The sequence below is a fragment of the Tenacibaculum halocynthiae genome (genome assembly GCF_964512825.1).
Taxonomy (GTDB): Bacteria; Bacteroidota; Bacteroidia; order Flavobacteriales; family Flavobacteriaceae; genus Polaribacter; species Polaribacter halocynthiae.
Genome location: NZ_CAZELG010000021.1, coordinates 171,576 through 189,285 on the forward strand (window position 1 = coordinate 171,576; position 17,710 = coordinate 189,285).

Here is a 17,710-nt window from a genome sequence, read left to right on the forward strand (position 1 = left end):
ATATTTTTATAAAACCTTAAAATTTCGTATCTTTAGTAATGACACAAGATACGACTATCATAACAGCTCCGTTTGCATATGCAGCGGAGCTGTTAAAGCAAAATTACCTATGTATTAGCGTAACAGGTAAAGTTTACGGTAACTACAAAAGAAAAGAAGAAATAGAAAGAATCAGAGGCTTAAACACCTACAGGTTCTACCATAACCAAAAAGCAAAAGATTACTTTGCTTGCTATCTCTTATACAGGGACAATCTTCAAAGATTAGGAATAGAAAAAATACAAACTACCATTTCCTCCCTCCTAATCAAACACAACAAATCGAAAGTAGCTCTTTTAGGATATGGGGTAGCCAATGATTTTTGCTATAGACACATTTTAAGCGATTTTCTCAATCAAAACAACATAACTACTGCAGAATACACAAAAACCTCTCTAAAAGCTCAAAAAGAGTTGTGGAAACACAATGAGTATAAAGTTAGAGGTCACTTCAACTTAACTGATGATTTAGTGGGTAAAACACTTGAAAAAAGTAAATGGATTTTCGCTAAAACAATGCCAAAAAACCCTCATTATTATACTTTGCGAAAGGAATTTAGCAATAATGAACTCTTTTTACACATAGTCTCTCATATTAGATATTTTGGGAAACCTAAAATATTTGAGGGTGTTTTATATAGAGTATTTTATTACAATGGCTATAAGTACTGGGAACATCCTTGCGATTTATTGAATGAGGATGTGATTTTAATCAACAGGAAAATTTTGGAGTAATACAAAATTAGGTTACAAAAATCTTACACCTAAAAAAAGAAACTATAGTTAATTGCATAGTATTTTTTTTAATAAACAATAGTGCAGAAAAAATATTTATATAATACAATAATATTTCACAAAAATTTCACACCTAAAAAAAGAGCAACCCTCGTTTATCATATAATCTCAGTAATTAAAAAAAAAGTGAATATAAAATTACCGATACACACGGTAAAAATTAGGCATTACCGATTGTATCGGGAAAATTTTTAGGTGTCTGATTTTTACCGACTATATCGGGAAAAATTTTAAGAAAATATTTTTTACCGACCGTATCGGTACTGTTTGATTTTTACCGACCGTATCGGGGAAAAATCTCACTGCATTATCATTCATAAAGAATATGTAAGATTTTAAGAGTGTTAAAATCCACAAACGTCCCACTAAGAAACGTTACAAAAAATGAAATACATAAGTTATTATAGAGTTAGTTCTGTTAAACAAGGAAACTCAGGTTTAGGTTTAGAAGCTCAAAAATCAGCTGTAAGCCATTTTCTTACTTCAAACGATGAATTACTATCCGAATACCAAGAAGTTGAAAGTGCAAAGCTTGATTCACGTCCTGAATTACTTAAAGCTATTGAACATTGTAAAAATGAAAATGCTACGCTTTTAATAGCTAAATTAGATAGACTTTCTCGAAATGTTAAGTTTATATACATGCTCAAAGAAAGTAATGTAAATTTTGTTTGTGCCGATATGCCTGATGCCAATTCTTTGACTATTGGAATACTGGCTGTTTTAGCTCAAGAAGAAAGAGAGCTAATAAGTAAACGAACTAAACTAGCTCTTGCAGAGCTCCGAAAAAAAGGAGTTAAACTTGGTTCTCCTCAAAATTTAACGATAGAAGCTCGAAAAAAGGGTACAGAAGCTATAAAACGAAATGCTTTAAAGAATCCACAAAATAAAATGGCAACATTGGCAATCGTGGGAATGAGAGAAAGTCAAAAGCTAAGTTATAGAAAGATTGCTACACAACTCAACGAGAATGGATACAAAACTCGAAGAGGCAAAGAATTTACAGCTTCACAAGTTTTAATACTTTATGACAGATATAAAACCCATTCTTTAGCAATTAATTCGTAATTTTGAAGTTCAACAAAATTTAATTTGTAGTAAAGCAAAATTTTAAAATATAAGATTGTAAAATAATTTCTAAATAAAATATTGACTAGCGTTAGCTATTTATTCTTGTTATCGAAAACCGCCAAATTCAAGATACACACAAGTTTAATAGACCTAATGCTCATGCTATGGCGTGGGCTGTGTTTATTTGTGTGTAGGGTGCTTGGCGGTACCTCGATAACGGTAAGCTGCAGAATCCCACGCTTCTTTTTTTATATAATTTTAATCATCGCTTTTTGGGACTGGAAGCATTTAAAAAATCACTCAAATGAATACAGTTAAAAAAATTGTTTCGGTATTACTTTTATTTTCAGGCTTAGGCGGTTTAATTCGTAAAGACTTTATTCCTGCTTTTTTATTTATTGTTTTAGGGGTTTTACTCTACCCTACTATTTCTTCTAAAATCAAAGAAAACTTTAAACCATGGAACAACAAAGTTGTTAGATACGGAGCGTATTTCTTAATATTTATTATCTCAGGAGCTTTTATAAGCTCAAAGGACAATTCCTCTACAAATTCTAACAACCTTTTTACATCTTCAAAAAGTAATTCCAAGTACTCAAATTACAATCAACAAACTTTAGATAATGTCTCTAAACTATCTGATAAGCTAAAGAAATCAAGAGACACAGCTTTAACTAAATTAAAATCTACTCAAACCTATAAAAATTTAGTAATTGACAAAATTGTTACTAAAGAATACTTGCCAACATTAACTCTAATTAATAATTGTATTAAAGGAATTTATAAAGATGCAAATGGAGATTATGCCTGTATATTTTATTTGTCATTAGTTGACGAGGTTGATAAATCTTTAAAAAATAAAAAATATGATTTTGAAAAAGGTTCAGATAAAATTAGGTTCACAGATTATATTACAAAATTAGCTGCTCCAAGTTTAGGTGGACTACCTGTTGAAGTGGTTGAAATCTTTGAGAGATACAAAAAAAGATATAATGTATTTGGTAAGCCTAGTACAGTTTATAATACTGAAACAAAACAATCGGAGAGTATTGAAAAACCATATGATATGACTGGGGTATTTACCTTGTTTCAGCCAAACAATAAAAAAATATTAAATAAACTATATGAGGCTAATACCTCTGTTAGTTCTTGGTTTTCATCAAAGAATAATGAAATTCTTTATTACCCTTTCTTAGGAACATTAAAAGGCTATAAAAAACACGTTAGAAATGTTTACCCTGAAAGTCCGTATGTATTAAATGTAGATGCTGAACTTACCGCAAACCAACTATACAATGCTTACAATGAAAACGAAATAGCAGCAGACAAAAAATATAAAAACAAAAAATTAGCTGTTACTGGTATAATTTCAGAAATAAGTGAAATTTGGGGAAAGGTTACTGTAGACTTAAAAGTTGGTGGTCGTTTTGAATTTACTACTATAAAATGCTCTATTGATGATAAAGATTTAGTAGCCAGTTTAAGAAAGGGACAAAAAATAACTGTAATTGGTACTTGTGATGGTTTAACTGCTAACCTATACATAGGACTAAATGATTGTAAGTTATGGGGTAATTAAAAAGTCTACTAAAAAACATAGAAAACACAAGAAACTACAAGCAGTTTAAGTACTAAATAAAAATTGTTTTATTCTAACATTTGGGCTACATTCGCAAGATACATTCTTGTAAATGTAGCCTTTTCGTAATTTAAAAATTATTAAATAAATTTAATAACTTCAAAATTTGGTTTTTAAATAGGCTAGCAAACAAGAAACCAAAATTAAAACCCATTAAAGTATAAAATGACAAGCATAAACCAAAGAGCCGAATTACAAAATCAAATTTGGAAAATAGCCAACGATGTGCGTGGTTCTGTAGATGGGTGGGATTTTAAACAATTCGTATTAGGAACATTATTCTATCGCTTTATAAGTGAAAATTTCACTAACTATATTGAGGCTGGTGATGAAAGTATCAAATACTCAAATTTACCAGATACTGTAATTACCCCTGAAATAAAAGAAGATGCAGTAAAAACAAAAGGTTATTTTATCTATCCAAGTCAGCTTTTTGTTAATGTGGTTAAAAACGCCAACGATAACGAAAATTTAAACACAGATTTAGCGGCTATATTTACAGCCATAGAAAGCTCTGCAAATGGTTATCCTTCAGAGCAGGATATAAAAGGTTTATTTGCCGATTTTGATACCACCAGTAACCGATTAGGGAACACCGTTGAAAATAAAAACAGCCGATTAGTAGCCGTTTTAAAAGGTGTAGAGGGTTTAAAATTAGGAAAATTTGAAGATAATCAAATAGACTTGTTTGGTGATGCTTACGAGTTTTTAATATCTAATTATGCAGCCAATGCAGGTAAATCTGGAGGAGAGTTTTTTACACCTCAAAGTGTTTCTAAACTTATTGCTCAATTGGCAATGCATAAACAAGAAAAGGTAAATAAAATTTACGACCCAGCTGCAGGTTCTGGTTCTTTGCTTCTACAAGCAAAAAAACACTTTGAAAGCCATATTATAGAACAAGGTTTTTACGGGCAAGAAATAAACCACACCACCTACAACTTAGCACGTATGAATATGTTTTTACATAACATAAATTACGATAAGTTTCATATAGTATTAGGTAACACGCTTGAAAACCCAAAATTAGGAGATGACAAACCGTTTGATGCTATTGTTTCTAATCCACCATATTCTGTAAAATGGAAAGGAAGTGACGACCCAACATTAATTAACGACGACCGTTTTGCACCTGCAGGAGTATTAGCACCTAAATCTAAAGCAGATTTTGCTTTTGTTTTACATGCACTGAGTTATTTATCAAGTAAAGGACGAGCAGCATTAGTATGTTTTCCTGGTATTTTTTATCGTGGAGGAGCAGAACAAAAAATAAGAAAGTATTTAGTTGATAATAATTATGTAGAAACCATTATAGCTTTAGCTCCAAATCTATTTTACGGTACATCTATAGCTGTAACACTTCTGGTACTTTCTAAAAACAAAACCGAAAATAAAATCCAGTTTATAGATGCTAGTGGCAAAGGCTTCTTTAAAAAAGAAACCAATAATAATGTGCTTTATGACAATCATATCGAGCAGATTATGCAAATGTTTGATAACAAAGAAGAAGTAGCACATATAACCACAACTATAGATAATACTAAGATAGCTGAAAACGATTACAACCTATCTGTAAGTAATTATGTAGAACCTAAAGATACACGTGAAAAAATAGATATTGTTGAGTTAAACAAAGAAGTAGCCACTACAGTAAAAAAAATAGATAAACTACGTGCCGATATTGATAACATTGTAAAGGAGATTGAGGCATGAGTAGATTAGACAAGTTATTGGAAGGGGTTAAAGTGGAATGGAAAACATTAGGGAGTTTTACTAATGTTTTAAGAGGTAGAAGACTAACACGTAAATTATTGTCTTCAGAAGAAAAATATCCTGTTTTTCATGGTGGCTTAGACCCTTTAGGTTTTTATTCAGTAAAGAATCGAAGTGCAAACACAGTTATGATAATAAATGTTGGTGCTTCAGCAGGTACGGTTGGTTATAGCGATGTAGATTTTTGGTCTTCTGATGGTTGTTATTGTGTAGAACACACTAAAATATTAAATAATAAATTTCTTTATTATTTTCTTTTAGGAGAAGAGTTTTTTTTGAAATCGAGAGTAAGAAAAGCTGGTATTCCAACCTTAGATGCATTCGTTATTGAGAAACTCGAAGTCCCAATCCCATGCCCAGATAACCAAAAAAAATCTTTAGAAATACAAAAAGAAATAGTTCGTATTTTAGATACTTTTACAGAACTTACTACAGAACTTACTACAGAACTTACTACAGAACTTACTACACGTAAAAAACAGTACAGTTATTATCGTGAAGAACTACTAACTTTTGATGAAAAAAAAGTAAAGCATCTACCTATGGGCGATGAAAATTTAGGTGAATTTATTAGAGGAGGTGGATTACAGAAAAAAGATTTTACAGCTTCAGGGGTTGGTTGTATACATTATGGTCAAATCTATACACACTATGGTACATATGCTAATAAAACTAAATCATTTGTTTCAGAAGAATTTGCAAAAAAAGCACGTATAGCAAAGTATGGTGATTTAGTCATCGCTACAACAAGTGAGAACGATGAGGATTTATGTAAAGCTGTTGTTTGGTTAGGAAATGAAGAAATAGCAGTAAGTAGTGATGCTTGTTTTTATAGACATAATTTAAACCCTAAATATGTTGCTTATTTTTTTCAGACAGAACAATTTCATAAACAAAAAAGGAAATTTATAACAGGAGCTAAAGTAAGGCGTGTGAATGCAGATAACTTGGCTAAAATAAAAATTCCAGTACCGTCAGAAAAAGAACAAAAACGCATCGTTTCCATCCTAGATAAATTTGATACCCTCACTACTTCAATAAGTGAAGGTTTACCAAAAGAAATAGAATTACGTACAAAACAATACGAGTATTACCGTGAAAAGTTACTAACCTTTCCTAAAGATAAAGATATTGTAGAAATATAAATATATGAGTCAGTCATTAACACAAATAGCACAAGCTCTTAAGGAAAGCACAAAAAAAGTACAGTTAATTTACGCTTTTAACGGTACAGGTAAAACACGTTTATCACGTAAATTTAGATTGCTAGTCGACCCAAAACCCACAACAGTAGAGCAAGAAACACAAGAAGTGTCAGATATTAAAATTCTATATTACAATGCTTATACTGAAGACCTTTTTTATTGGGATAATGATTTGGATACTGATAGAGATAGAAAGCTTATAATACGCCCTAATAATTTTACAAATTTAGCTTTAAGTTTTTTAAAAGACCAAGGATTAGATAATAATATAGTTACCAATTTTCAGCATTTTACCAGTGACTCTATAACACCAAAATTTAGTGCGGATTTTTCGGAAGTAACATTTTCTGTAACAAGTGGTGATGACCAAAGTGAAAATAATATTAAAATTTCTAAAGGAGAAGAAAGTAATTTTATTTGGTGTGTATATTATAGCTTAATAGAACAAGTAGTTGAGCTTTTAAATATTCCAGAACTAGAAGATAGAGCAACTAATATATTTAATGATTTGGAGTATGTATTTATTGATGACCCTGTAAGTTCGTTAGATGATACTCATTTAATTGAGTTGGCTGTAAATATAGCAGAGTTAGTAAAATCAAGTCAATCAGAAATAAAATTTATAATTACTACACATAATCCATTATTTTATAATGTTCTTTATAACGAGTTTAATAATGCCAAACCTAGTTCTGGGTATAGAAGAAGAGATTCTGAAAAAAAGCGTTTTGAAAAATTGATTGACGGTACATTTTTAATTTCAAATCAATTTGATGACTCGCCTTTTTCTTACCATTTATTTCTTCTAAAAGAATTAGAAACTGTCATAGAATCAGGTCAAATAAAAAAATATCATTTTAACTTCCTTCGTAATATTTTAGAGAAGACTTCAACTTTTTTAGGATATAATAAATGGAAAGACCTTTTACCCGAAGATACAGAGGGTGCTAGGGACGCTTATTATAACCGTATTATAAATCTTTCTAGCCACTCAAATCATCACGGAGAAGAGGTGTCGGTAATATCAGAAAATGATAAAAATGTACTACGCTTTTTAGTAAATGAAATAAAAACTAATTATCGTTTCTACTCAAATAATAGTTCAAATAATGAAACAATATAAAACCATAGCAGAATCAAACAATTTTATTGTTTTAGATAAATATCAAAAGTTTTCAGAACTAAATGAAGCACCTGTAACTTATCAAACAGAAGCAGGTTTAGAAAAAGAACTCGTACAAGATTTAGTAAATCAAGGTTATGAATATGTAAAAAGCTTAACGACACCTAATGCTATGTTAGCTAATGTTCGTGTACAATTGCAAAATCTTAATAATATGCAATTTAAAGATAAAGAATGGGAGCGTTTTCTATCAGAATATTTAGATAAACCAAGTGATAATTTAGTAGATAAAACAAGAAAATTACACGATAATTATATCTATGATTTTGTTTTTGATGATGGTCATATTCAGAATATTTATTTAGTAGATAAAAAGAATGTAGTACGTAATAAAGTACAGGTAATTTCTCAGTTTGAGCAAACAGGTACACACGCCAATCGTTATGATGTAACTATTTTAGTAAATGGTTTACCTTTAGTTCAAGTAGAATTAAAAAAACGAGGGGTTGCTATTCGTGAAGCCTTTAATCAAGTACACAGATACACTAAGGAAAGTTTTAACACCGAAAACTCATTATTTAAATACCTGCAAATATTTGTGATTTCTAACGGTACAGACAGTCGTTATTTTGCAAATACAGTACAGCGTAATAAAAACAGTTTCGATTTCACAATGAATTGGGCAACTGTTAAGAATAAACCCATTAAAGATTTAAAAGACTTTACCTCTACATTTTTTGATAAACGTACACTGTTAAATGTATTGCTTACCTATTCTGTTTTTGATATCAATGACACGTTATTAGTAATGCGACCATATCAAATTGCTGCAACAGAAAGAATCCTATGGAAAATAAAAAGTTCTTTTAATGCTAAAAATTGGGCAACAACAGAAAGTGGTGGTTTTATATGGCATACTACAGGCTCTGGTAAAACATTAACCAGTTTTAAAGCTGCACGTTTAGCAACTAAATTAGGTTTTATAGATAAAGTATTTTTTGTGGTAGATAGAAAAGATTTAGATTTTCAGACCATGAAAGAGTACCAAAAGTTTTCACCAGATAGTGTAAACGGTTCAGATAGTACAGCAGGATTAAAAAGAAACATAGATAAAATAGATAATAAGATTATTGTTACCACTATTCAGAAGTTGAATAACTTAATGAAAGGTGAAAACGATTTAGATATTTACCAAAAGCAGGTAGTCTTTATTTTTGACGAAGCACATCGTTCGCAATTTGGTGAAGCACAAAAGAACTTAAAGAAAAAGTTTAAAAAACATTACCAATTCGGTTTTACAGGTACACCAATTTTTGGTGATGATATCGTAAACGGAAAAGTAATTCGTAAAGGTAATGCTCTTGGAGCTCAAACTACTCAAAGTGTATTTGGTAGAGAACTACATTCTTACGTAATTACCGATGCCATTAGAGATGAAAAAGTACTAAAGTTTAAAGTAGATTATAACGATGTTCGCCCTAAATTTAAAGGAATTGAAACAGAACAAGATTTAACGAAGTTATCGGCAGCAGAAAATAAAAAAGCCTTGCTACATCCTGTTCGCATCAAAGAAATTTCAGAATATATATTAAAGCACTACAGGCAAAAAACGCATCGTACAAAGGGGATTAACAACGGTTTTAACGCTATGCTTGCTGTCAGTAGTGTAGATGCTGCCAAATGCTACTATGAAGAACTGAACAAACTTCAAAAAGATAGTGATAAACCTTTAAAAATAGCAACTATTTTCTCTTATTCAGCCAATGAAGAACAAGGAGCTATTGGAGAAATACAAGATGAAACCTTTGAGCCTACAGCTATGGATGTTAGTGCTAAAGAGTATTTATCAAAAGCTATTGATGATTATAACGTTGCTTTTAAAATGAATTATGGTATTGATAGTAAAGGCTTTCAAGACTATTACCGTGACCTTTCAAAACGTGTAAAAAACAAAGAAGTAGATTTACTAATTGTTGTCGGTATGTTCTTAACAGGTTTTGATGCTCCTACCCTAAACACCTTATTTGTAGATAAAAATTTGCGTTATCATGGCTTAATACAAGCCTTTTCACGTACAAATCGTATTTATGATGCTACTAAAATCTTTGGAAACATAGTAACTTTTAGAGACTTAGAGCAAGCAACCATTGATGCGATTACGTTATTTGGAGATAGTAGCACTAAAAATGTGGTACTAGAAAAAAGCTATAAAGAATATTTAGAAGGCTTTACAGATATTATAACAGGTAATTCGCGTAGAGGATATATTGAAGTGGTAGAAGAATTAAAAGAAAAATTTCCAAATCCTGATGAAATTCAAACAGAAAAGGATAAAAAAGAATTTTCTAAACTATTTGGTGAGTACTTACGTGTAGAAAACATCTTGCAAAACTATGATGAATTTAATCATTTAAAAGAATTGCAAAGCATTGATAAAACAAATGAAGAAGCATTAGAAGAATTTAAAAAAATAAACTTTTTAACGGACGATAATATTGCGAGTATGCAAAATATTGATGTGCCTACAGAAAGAATAATACAAGATTATCGCTCCACTTATAACGATATTCGTGATTGGATAAGAAGAGAAAAAAAAGGAAATGAAGCAGAGGAATCTGATATTGACTGGGATGACGTAGTCTTTGAAGTCGATTTATTAAAATCGCAAGAAATAAACTTAGACTACATTTTAGAGTTAATCTTTGACAATAATAAGAAAACTAAGAATAAAGAAGATTTAGTAGAAGAAATAAGACGTGTAATTCGTGCAAGTATAGATAATAGAGCAAAAGAGAGTTTAGTAGTAGATTTCATCAATGAAACGGATTTAGATAATATAAAGGAAAAAGCGACTATTATAGATGATTTCTATGCATATGCAAAAGTAAAACAGAAAAAAGAAGTATCAACATTAATAACGGAAGAGAGCTTAAATGAAGAGGCTGCAAAACGTTATATTTTAGCGTCTTTAAAGCGTGAGCATGCAAGTGAAAACGGAACAGAGTTAAATTCTATTTTACCTAAAATGAGTCCTTTAAACCCACTGTATTTAACAAAAAAACAAAATGTTTTTCAAAAAATTTCTTCTTTTGTCGAGAAATTTAAAAATGTTGGAGGAGATATATAAAATATTGCAAAAGATTAAAATCAAAAGTTATGGGAAAGACAATAATCACGCATTTTTTAGAAGGGACACCAAAAGGAATACAAAGTATACAATTAAGTAACAGAACTTTAATATCTTATATTATTCCTCGTTCAGAATTAAAAAAATGCAACGAATTAATAGAGTTACAAACACCATGTATGTATATTCTTTTCGGAGAAAATAATAAAGGAAATGCTAAAGCCTATATTGGGGAAACGGATAATTTTTTAGAACGTATAGCTAATCATAATCGCAAAAAAGATTTTTGGCAAAAAGCATTTGTATTTACAACTATGGCTAGTAACCTAAATAAAGCTGATATTTTATACTTAGAATATTTAGCTATTACACTAGCAGAAAAAGTTAATAACTACGATTTATCCGAAAATAAGCAAAATCCTAAACACCCTACGTTACAAAGACACTCTTTAGATACTATGAACGAGTTTTTTAGTGATATTAAGTTTATTGTAGAGTTTGGAGGTTATAATATATTTAAAACAGTAGAAAAAACTACACGCTTATTATTTTATACCAGTGGTAGAAAATCGGAAGCTAAAGGATTTTATGATGAAAATGGCTTCACTGTTTTAACAGGTAGTATAATAGCTAATACTACTGTAGCTTCACATTCTAATCCTGAAAAACGGGAAAGTTTAATTGAGAAATATACAGAGTCAGTAAACGGTAAAACTGTTCTTACAAAAAATATAGAATTTAATAGCCCAAGCACTGCCGCTCGATTTGTATACGGAGGAAGTAGAAACGGTTGGCTAGTATGGAAAACTAAAAACAATAAAACTTTAGATCAAGTTTTTAGGAAATAAATGATATGGAAAATGTTATAACCGAACTTAAGAATATTATAAATATAGGAAAGTTAGAAAGCTATACCTTTAACCTAAAAGACCTTCCTAATTATAGTGACTACAAATTAGATATAAGGAAACATAAAGAGTTTACAAAAATTTTTAGCTCTTTGAATGAGAAGGCTAATGACTGTTTATATTGGTTTTCTACTGATAATGAAAAAGACACTACCTTCTTAAAAAAAGAAATAGAAGTATATAGAGAAGCTTTAAAAAATAGAAAAGATATAAGGGTTGTTCCTGCTAAAAATACTAATCTTAATAGTTCTGTTATTTATGTAGGAGTTAGAAAAGGAGGTGCAAGAAGTTTTACAAGAATTAACAACAAACGTGTTGAAGATAGATTAACTCATATTGAAGGAAGAATAATTCAACATTTAGGATACTATAAAAAAGGGACTACACAAGGAGTACAGTTTGTACATTGGGCAAAAGACTGTAATATAGAAGTAACGCTCAATGTTATAGAGTTTCAAGAATCAACAAATCAATTTCTATACATAATTGAGAAGTTACATGCTATAAAATTAAAACCTATCTTAGGAAAGCATTAAAACATTTATATATCTTTGTGATACTATCAAATGATACTATCACAAATGAAACCACCATATCAGATAACAGATAAAATTTTAAAGTTAGTAGTTTCTATTTCTGAAAAACTTGGAGAGGTAAAAGCTACACACCTTTACAAACCTCCTACTGAGCTAAGAAAAAAGAATCGTATTAAAACTATTCAATCATCATTAGAGATTGAGGGTAACACACTCACAGAGGAGCAAATTACGGCACTTTTAAACGATAAACGAGTAATTGCACCACAAAAGGATATTGTAGAGGTACAAAACGCTATAAAAGTCTATGAACAATTACAAAACTTTAACCCTAATAATCTAACTGACTTAGAAAAAGCTCACGCTATTTTAATGCAAGGTTTAATAGAAGATGCTGGTAAGCTAAGAATAAAAAATGTAGGTATCGTAAAAGGCTCTAAGGTAGAGCACCTTGCCCCTACTGGTTCTTTAGTAAAAGGACTTATGAATGATTTATTCAGCTATCTTAAAACCGATGAAGATGTATTATTGATAAAAAGTTGTGTATTTCACTACGAGTTTGAATTCATACACCCGTTTTTAGATGGCAATGGTCGTATGGGTAGGTTATGGCAAACTTTGATATTAATGCAACAATACCCAGTATTTGAATTTCTACCTGTAGAAAGTTTAATTAAGAAAAACCAACAAGAATACTACAACGTTTTAAGTCTATCAGACAAATCAGGACATTCTACACCATTTATTGAGTTTATGCTTGACATTATACTCCAATCTTTGGAAAGTCTCTTAAAAACGCAAAACAGAACGCTTACACCACAAGATAGAATTGAACTATATAAAGACATTATAGGTAATAACCATTTTAGCCGTAAAGATTATTTACAAAATTTTAAAGATATTAGTCAAGCTACAGCAAGTAGAGATTTAAAGTGGGCTGTTGAGCAAGAAATCCTGATTAAAACAGGAGATAAAAGATTAACAAAATACCAGTTCAATTTTACTTAAATCGATTTAATTTTACTTTAAAAACATATTTTTTGTACCCTATTTGTCTCTTTGAACCACATAACACCTATAAACAAAGAGATTGTGTTTTTTGTATCGGGAAGTAACTTCACAAAACTATCACACTCAAAAAATACACCACCTTTATAAAAAAGGTAGTGTATTTCATTTTAAAGCTAGAAACTGTATAATCTAACCTATCAATAAATCTGATTACATTTTAATTTTTTACTATTTTTAGCACATTACTACTTTCTCTTCCTATTACTTTTACCATGTAAACTCCTGGTTGTTGTTTAGATAAATCTATTTTTATTGAGGAAGATTTTACATCATCAGAAAAAACTAATCTGTTATATAAATTATGAACCTCTATTCTTGAAATGTCATCAATTAATAATTTTGGTATTTCTATAGTTGTAATTGATTCCGTAGGGTTTGGATATGCACTAATTACTAGTTCGCTATTTGGATTATTTTTTGGAAGACAGTACGGAGGGTAATAAGCATTAATCTTAATCTTGTTGATTCTTTTTTTAGATATTAAAAGACGACACCTAGAATCCACTTCATTCTCAAATGCTATTATATCTGATGGCTTTCCTTGAGTTGAATTTGATTCTCTTGAATCATAATCAACAATTCTACCTGATAAAAGACTAGGATTTAGTCCATAATACCAGGCATGTGAATGCTCAATTTGAGATTGAGGGACTTCATTAAAAGAAGTTTCATCTGACTTCCATATTCTCATTAATACAGTTCCTGTTGAATTATTTCTATAAAGAGCAACAATATCATCATAATTTTCCCCTTTACGATCTATATTTAGTGATAGTACACGTTTTGATACCCTATCAGCATAAAAATTTTCATTTGGACTGGAAACAAACCATCCATATGAACTTTGATACCAAAAATTTGACCCTGTTGATAACCATACATGAATTCGTGTTTCTCCATTACCATAATCATAAAAAGCAGCTATATCATCTACCTTACCATCTTTATCAAAATCACCAGAGACTACACGATCAGTTACTCTACCAGCAGAATATCCAGTGCTATTCCACCAACCTGTAGAATACTGATACGAAAAACCTGATCCTGTTAATAACCAAACATGAATTCTAGTTTCTCCGTTTCCATAATCATAAAAAGCTGCGATATCATCCCAATCTCCGTCTCCATCAAAATCACCAGAAACTACTCTTCCTGTTATTTTATCAGGGTCATATCCGTTAAGTTCATATATAGTACTTTTTGTAAACGAAGGCTGAGTAGCTCCATTGCTTTTAAATAGATCAAAACGCATACTAGATGCACCAGTTTTATTTATTAATATGAAATCATCTATATGACCATCATTATCAAAATCACCTCTCACCATTCTTCCTTTAACATTGGCTAAATCATAATTAATCATAGTAGTTCCAACATTTAAAACTCTATCTCCATTACCTTCACTACTCAACGTATTAATTGTAAATGTTCCTGAGGAGGTATCTTGTTTTAACATCACAATATCATTTATAACTTTATCTCCAGAATCATTTTGAGAAAAATTACCTGAAACTACATAGTCTATAACATTCTCTGTTGGGTCGAAATAACAATCTTGAGCAAAAATTGAATTCGTTATTATTAAAAAAATGCCTATTAATTGTATTCTTTTTTTCATATTATTAATATTTTTTTGGTTCTTATTTTAAAAGATTTAACTTAAATAGTATATGAAACTATAAAATGTAACCTTTTAATTATAGGAATAAAAATATAGAGCAATTACGAGTTCTAAAACAAGGAATAAATTTTTGATGATTTTGAAGTAATAAGTGATGGTTTTAAATAAAAAAGCGTTTTTATTTAAATTAATGAACTTTATTTAAGCTAAAAAATCAGATTGAAAAACTGTCTTTTATTACCATTATTTAAATGGATAATAACAGGTTTATAAAACTCACAAAACATTAAATCATATAATTCTATTAACTTAAACGAATCTTAAATCGATAATTTAGTTACTTTAATGATTCCAATTAAACTTATTCAATTTTATATGGAATCATTAAAGTAACTAATGTTCCTTCTTCTCCAAATATTTTTCTATTTTGTACTTCTATTGCTCCTTCATTTTTAAATTCTTTAGATAGCATTGCTAAACGTTCAGAAGTAATTGTAGTTGCCAAAGAATTTTTGTTGTTTTCTAATTTCTGATTAATTTCATCAATCCCAATTCCGTTATCTTCAATAGTACAAATTAATTTTTCTTCTTTAATCATTAAAGTTACCTTAATTTGCTTATTTTCTATTTTATTAGGAAAAGCGTGTTCAATAACATTTTCTATGAATGGCTGAATTAACATTGGTGGAATTTTAAAATTAATTGTGTCTATCTTAGAATCAACAGTTAATTTATATTCAAAAGGAGGGGATACATCTAAATTTTGAAGTGCCATATAGCTATCTATTGCTGATAACTCTTCAGACAACACTACTATTTTATGTCTTGAATTTTCTAAAATTGTTCGCAATAATTTTGAGAATTTAGATAAATAAGAAATCGTATTTTCTTCTTCTTTATTTAGAATCATCCCCTGTAAAACGGAGAGAGAATTAAAAATAAAATGAGGTGTCATTTGCGATCGTAATAATTTTTGTTCGATAACTATATTTTGAGTTTTAGATTTTTCGTTTCTTAATTTTAAAAAGAAAATTACTCCTACTAAGATTAATGTAGTTATTAAAAAAGCAATAACACCTAGTAATAAGTTTCGTTGTGATTTCTCTAAATTTTCATTAGTTGTCTTTACCGTTTTAGTTAATTGTAATTCTCTAATATTTGCCGAATCTATTGCCTGCTTATATTTATACTCATATTCTAATTGAGCAACTTTTTCAATATTCTCTTTATTAAAAAGACTATCATTCAATATTTTGAATTGTTCATGACTTTCTAAAGCTTTTTTGTACTTGCCTGTAGCTTTATAAATTTTAGTAAATAAATTATATGCATCTCTTTGATAGTTAAGAAGCTCTAGCTTGTCTGAAATTTCTTTACTTTTAACAACACTATTCAATGCTTTATAATGTTCTTTTTGATTTAAGTAAACTTTAGCTAACCCTAAATATGAATTACATAAAGAACGTTGATTTTTAACTTCTAATCCGTTTTTTTTTTGCTTGTTTAAAATATTGATAAGCAATACTGTATTCTTTTAAATCTAAATAAACATCACCAATATTATTTAAAGGAGAAGTTAAGTTGAATTTGTTATTCATCTCTTGATGAATTTTTATAGATTTCTTGAGGTTTTCAATAGCTCTCTGGAAGTTTTTTCTCTCTTTATGTACTAAACCTATATTATTTAAAGTAAAAGCTTTGACTTTTTTATCAGTAGTTTTTAATATTTTTTCATAATAAAATAAAGCCTTCTCATAATCTTCTTGATAATGATATATAGCCCCAATATTCCCTAGAGTAGCATTCACTAACCAATCATCCCTATTCTTTTTTGCTGTTTTATAAGATTTATTATAATGCTCTAATGCCTTAATATAATTTCCTTGATTCATAAATATCAATCCTAAATTGTTATAACAATAAGCTATTCCAATCTGATTATTAACTTCTTTATGAATTGACATTGATTTTTTGTAATATATAGTTGCATCAGGATAGTTTCCTAATTCAGAATAGGCTCTACCTATATTATTTGTAATTATAGCAACTGCCTTTTTATTACCTATTTCTTCAAAAAAATATATTGATTTTTTGTAATAGTTGATGGCTTTATTTTTATCCCCTTTATAGTAGAATAATACACCAATTCCATTATAACATCTAGCAATTTCTGATTTTGAATTAATTGTTTTATTTAATTGTAGAGCTTCGTTTATAAATTGAAAACTTTTTTCAAAGTTTGATTTATCTCTATATACCAAACCTTTTAACCTTAAACTTTTTGCTTTTCCTTTGGTATAGCCTAAAGAATCTGAAATTTTTTCAGATTCTTTAAGGTATTTTATGGTTTTATCAAAACTCCTTTTTCCGTATAATTTATTACTTAAATCATTCAATAAATTTACTCTTGTAGTGTCTTTTTTAGAATATTTTTGTAATTTAATTTTAAGACTATCTATTTTCGAATTTTGAGAAAAAGTAACTCCATCTAAAAAAAAGAAAAAGAGTAAAAAAAAATATTTACAGGTAATTTTCATATTTAAATAATAGTGTAAAATTTAACAGAAATAGTTAAAAATAAACCTCCAAGATAGTTTTAAAAAAACTATTTATTATGTGAAAATTTATTTTCAATACTTATAAACCAATAAATGTAAGAGTTAATCTGTTATTTGTAACATCTTTTCATATTATGAAAATAAAACAATAGAAAGAAAAGCCTTCCACCACTACTCCACTTCATACCGCTATAACATCTGTATTTTAAGAGATTTTACTTTCTGAACTGGAAAGTAAATTTTAT

13 protein-coding genes are annotated in these 17,710 nt (G+C 29.3%); 10 read left to right on the top strand and 3 right to left on the bottom strand.

The features are described from left to right. The first annotated feature begins 38 nt into the window (after positions 1 to 38). The 10 genes from ACKTTQ_RS07835 to ACKTTQ_RS07880 all read left to right on the top strand — a co-directional run bounded on the left by ACKTTQ_RS07835 (position 39) and on the right by ACKTTQ_RS07880 (position 13,223). On the top strand, positions 39 to 773 hold the full coding sequence (locus ACKTTQ_RS07835; RefSeq protein WP_408048859.1) for a hypothetical protein: 735 nt from the start codon (positions 39 to 41) through the stop codon (positions 771 to 773). A gap of 444 nt (positions 774 to 1,217) precedes the next feature. Further along, the gene (locus ACKTTQ_RS07840) at positions 1,218 to 1,901 is read left to right on the top strand and encodes a recombinase family protein (RefSeq protein WP_408048860.1); all 684 of its coding nucleotides are present in this window, start codon (positions 1,218 to 1,220) and stop codon (positions 1,899 to 1,901) included. A 307-nt stretch (positions 1,902 to 2,208) separates the two neighbouring features. Next, complete coding sequence (locus tag ACKTTQ_RS07845; RefSeq protein WP_408048861.1) at positions 2,209 to 3,483, top strand: OB-fold protein; 1,275 nt, start codon at positions 2,209 to 2,211, stop codon at positions 3,481 to 3,483. 225 nt (positions 3,484 to 3,708) lie between these two features. Further along, positions 3,709 to 5,256, top strand: a complete 1,548-nt coding sequence (locus ACKTTQ_RS07850) for a type I restriction-modification system subunit M (RefSeq protein WP_408048862.1) — start codon at positions 3,709 to 3,711, stop codon at positions 5,254 to 5,256. Next, positions 5,253 to 6,461, top strand: coding sequence for a restriction endonuclease subunit S (locus tag ACKTTQ_RS07855; RefSeq protein ID WP_408048863.1), 1,209 nt, complete (start codon positions 5,253 to 5,255; stop codon positions 6,459 to 6,461). Before ACKTTQ_RS07850 ends, ACKTTQ_RS07855 begins: the two co-directional genes overlap by 4 nt. Before the next feature lie 4 nt (positions 6,462 to 6,465). Continuing rightward, positions 6,466 to 7,644 carry an AAA family ATPase gene (locus ACKTTQ_RS07860; RefSeq protein WP_408048864.1) on the top strand — a complete coding sequence of 393 codons (1,179 nt, stop codon included), beginning with the start codon at positions 6,466 to 6,468 and terminating at the stop codon, positions 7,642 to 7,644. Further along, positions 7,631 to 10,771, top strand: a complete 3,141-nt coding sequence (locus ACKTTQ_RS07865) for a type I restriction endonuclease subunit R (protein WP_408048865.1) — start codon at positions 7,631 to 7,633, stop codon at positions 10,769 to 10,771. The genes ACKTTQ_RS07860 and ACKTTQ_RS07865 overlap by 14 nt, the downstream gene beginning before the upstream one ends. A gap of 29 nt (positions 10,772 to 10,800) precedes the next feature. Beyond that, positions 10,801 to 11,619, top strand: coding sequence for a GIY-YIG nuclease family protein (locus ACKTTQ_RS07870; protein WP_408048866.1), 819 nt, complete (start codon positions 10,801 to 10,803; stop codon positions 11,617 to 11,619). A 5-nt stretch (positions 11,620 to 11,624) separates the two neighbouring features. Then, positions 11,625 to 12,215, top strand: a complete 591-nt coding sequence (locus ACKTTQ_RS07875; protein ID WP_408048867.1) for a hypothetical protein — start codon at positions 11,625 to 11,627, stop codon at positions 12,213 to 12,215. Between the two features lie 45 nt (positions 12,216 to 12,260). Next, positions 12,261 to 13,223, top strand: a complete 963-nt coding sequence (locus tag ACKTTQ_RS07880; RefSeq protein WP_408048868.1) for a Fic family protein — start codon at positions 12,261 to 12,263, stop codon at positions 13,221 to 13,223. Positions 13,224 to 13,443: 220 nt separating this feature from the next. Here ACKTTQ_RS07880 and ACKTTQ_RS07885 read toward each other — a convergent pair whose 3' ends face one another. The 3 genes from ACKTTQ_RS07885 to ACKTTQ_RS07895 all read right to left on the bottom strand — a co-directional run bounded on the left by ACKTTQ_RS07885 (position 13,444) and on the right by ACKTTQ_RS07895 (position 17,444). Next, the gene (locus ACKTTQ_RS07885) at positions 13,444 to 14,904 is read right to left on the bottom strand and encodes a T9SS type A sorting domain-containing protein (RefSeq protein ID WP_299134706.1); all 1,461 of its coding nucleotides are present in this window, start codon (positions 14,902 to 14,904) and stop codon (positions 13,444 to 13,446) included. Positions 14,905 to 15,268: 364 nt separating this feature from the next. Next, positions 15,269 to 16,429, bottom strand: a complete 1,161-nt coding sequence (locus ACKTTQ_RS07890) for a sensor histidine kinase (protein ID WP_408048869.1) — start codon at positions 16,427 to 16,429, stop codon at positions 15,269 to 15,271. Then, the gene (locus ACKTTQ_RS07895) at positions 16,380 to 17,444 is read right to left on the bottom strand and encodes a tetratricopeptide repeat protein (protein ID WP_408048870.1); all 1,065 of its coding nucleotides are present in this window, start codon (positions 17,442 to 17,444) and stop codon (positions 16,380 to 16,382) included. The genes ACKTTQ_RS07890 and ACKTTQ_RS07895 overlap by 50 nt, the downstream gene beginning before the upstream one ends. Positions 17,445 to 17,710 lie beyond the last annotated feature (266 nt).

Coding starts and splice junctions, on each gene's coding strand:
- ACKTTQ_RS07875 (WP_408048867.1), top strand. CDS start 11,625: ATGGAAAATGTTATAACCGAACTTAAGAATATTATAAATATAGGAAAG.
- ACKTTQ_RS07860 (WP_408048864.1), top strand. CDS start 6,466: ATGAGTCAGTCATTAACACAAATAGCACAAGCTCTTAAGGAAAGCACA.
- ACKTTQ_RS07870 (WP_408048866.1), top strand. CDS start 10,801: ATGGGAAAGACAATAATCACGCATTTTTTAGAAGGGACACCAAAAGGA.
- ACKTTQ_RS07840 (WP_408048860.1), top strand. CDS start 1,218: ATGAAATACATAAGTTATTATAGAGTTAGTTCTGTTAAACAAGGAAAC.
- ACKTTQ_RS07845 (WP_408048861.1), top strand. CDS start 2,209: ATGAATACAGTTAAAAAAATTGTTTCGGTATTACTTTTATTTTCAGGC.
- ACKTTQ_RS07885 (WP_299134706.1), bottom strand. CDS start 14,904: ATGAAAAAAAGAATACAATTAATAGGCATTTTTTTAATAATAACGAAT.
- ACKTTQ_RS07855 (WP_408048863.1), top strand. CDS start 5,253: ATGAGTAGATTAGACAAGTTATTGGAAGGGGTTAAAGTGGAATGGAAA.
- ACKTTQ_RS07850 (WP_408048862.1), top strand. CDS start 3,709: ATGACAAGCATAAACCAAAGAGCCGAATTACAAAATCAAATTTGGAAA.
- ACKTTQ_RS07835 (WP_408048859.1), top strand. CDS start 39: ATGACACAAGATACGACTATCATAACAGCTCCGTTTGCATATGCAGCG.
- ACKTTQ_RS07895 (WP_408048870.1), bottom strand. CDS start 17,444: ATGAAAATTACCTGTAAATATTTTTTTTTACTCTTTTTCTTTTTTTTA.
- ACKTTQ_RS07880 (WP_408048868.1), top strand. CDS start 12,261: ATGAAACCACCATATCAGATAACAGATAAAATTTTAAAGTTAGTAGTT.
- ACKTTQ_RS07865 (WP_408048865.1), top strand. CDS start 7,631: ATGAAACAATATAAAACCATAGCAGAATCAAACAATTTTATTGTTTTA.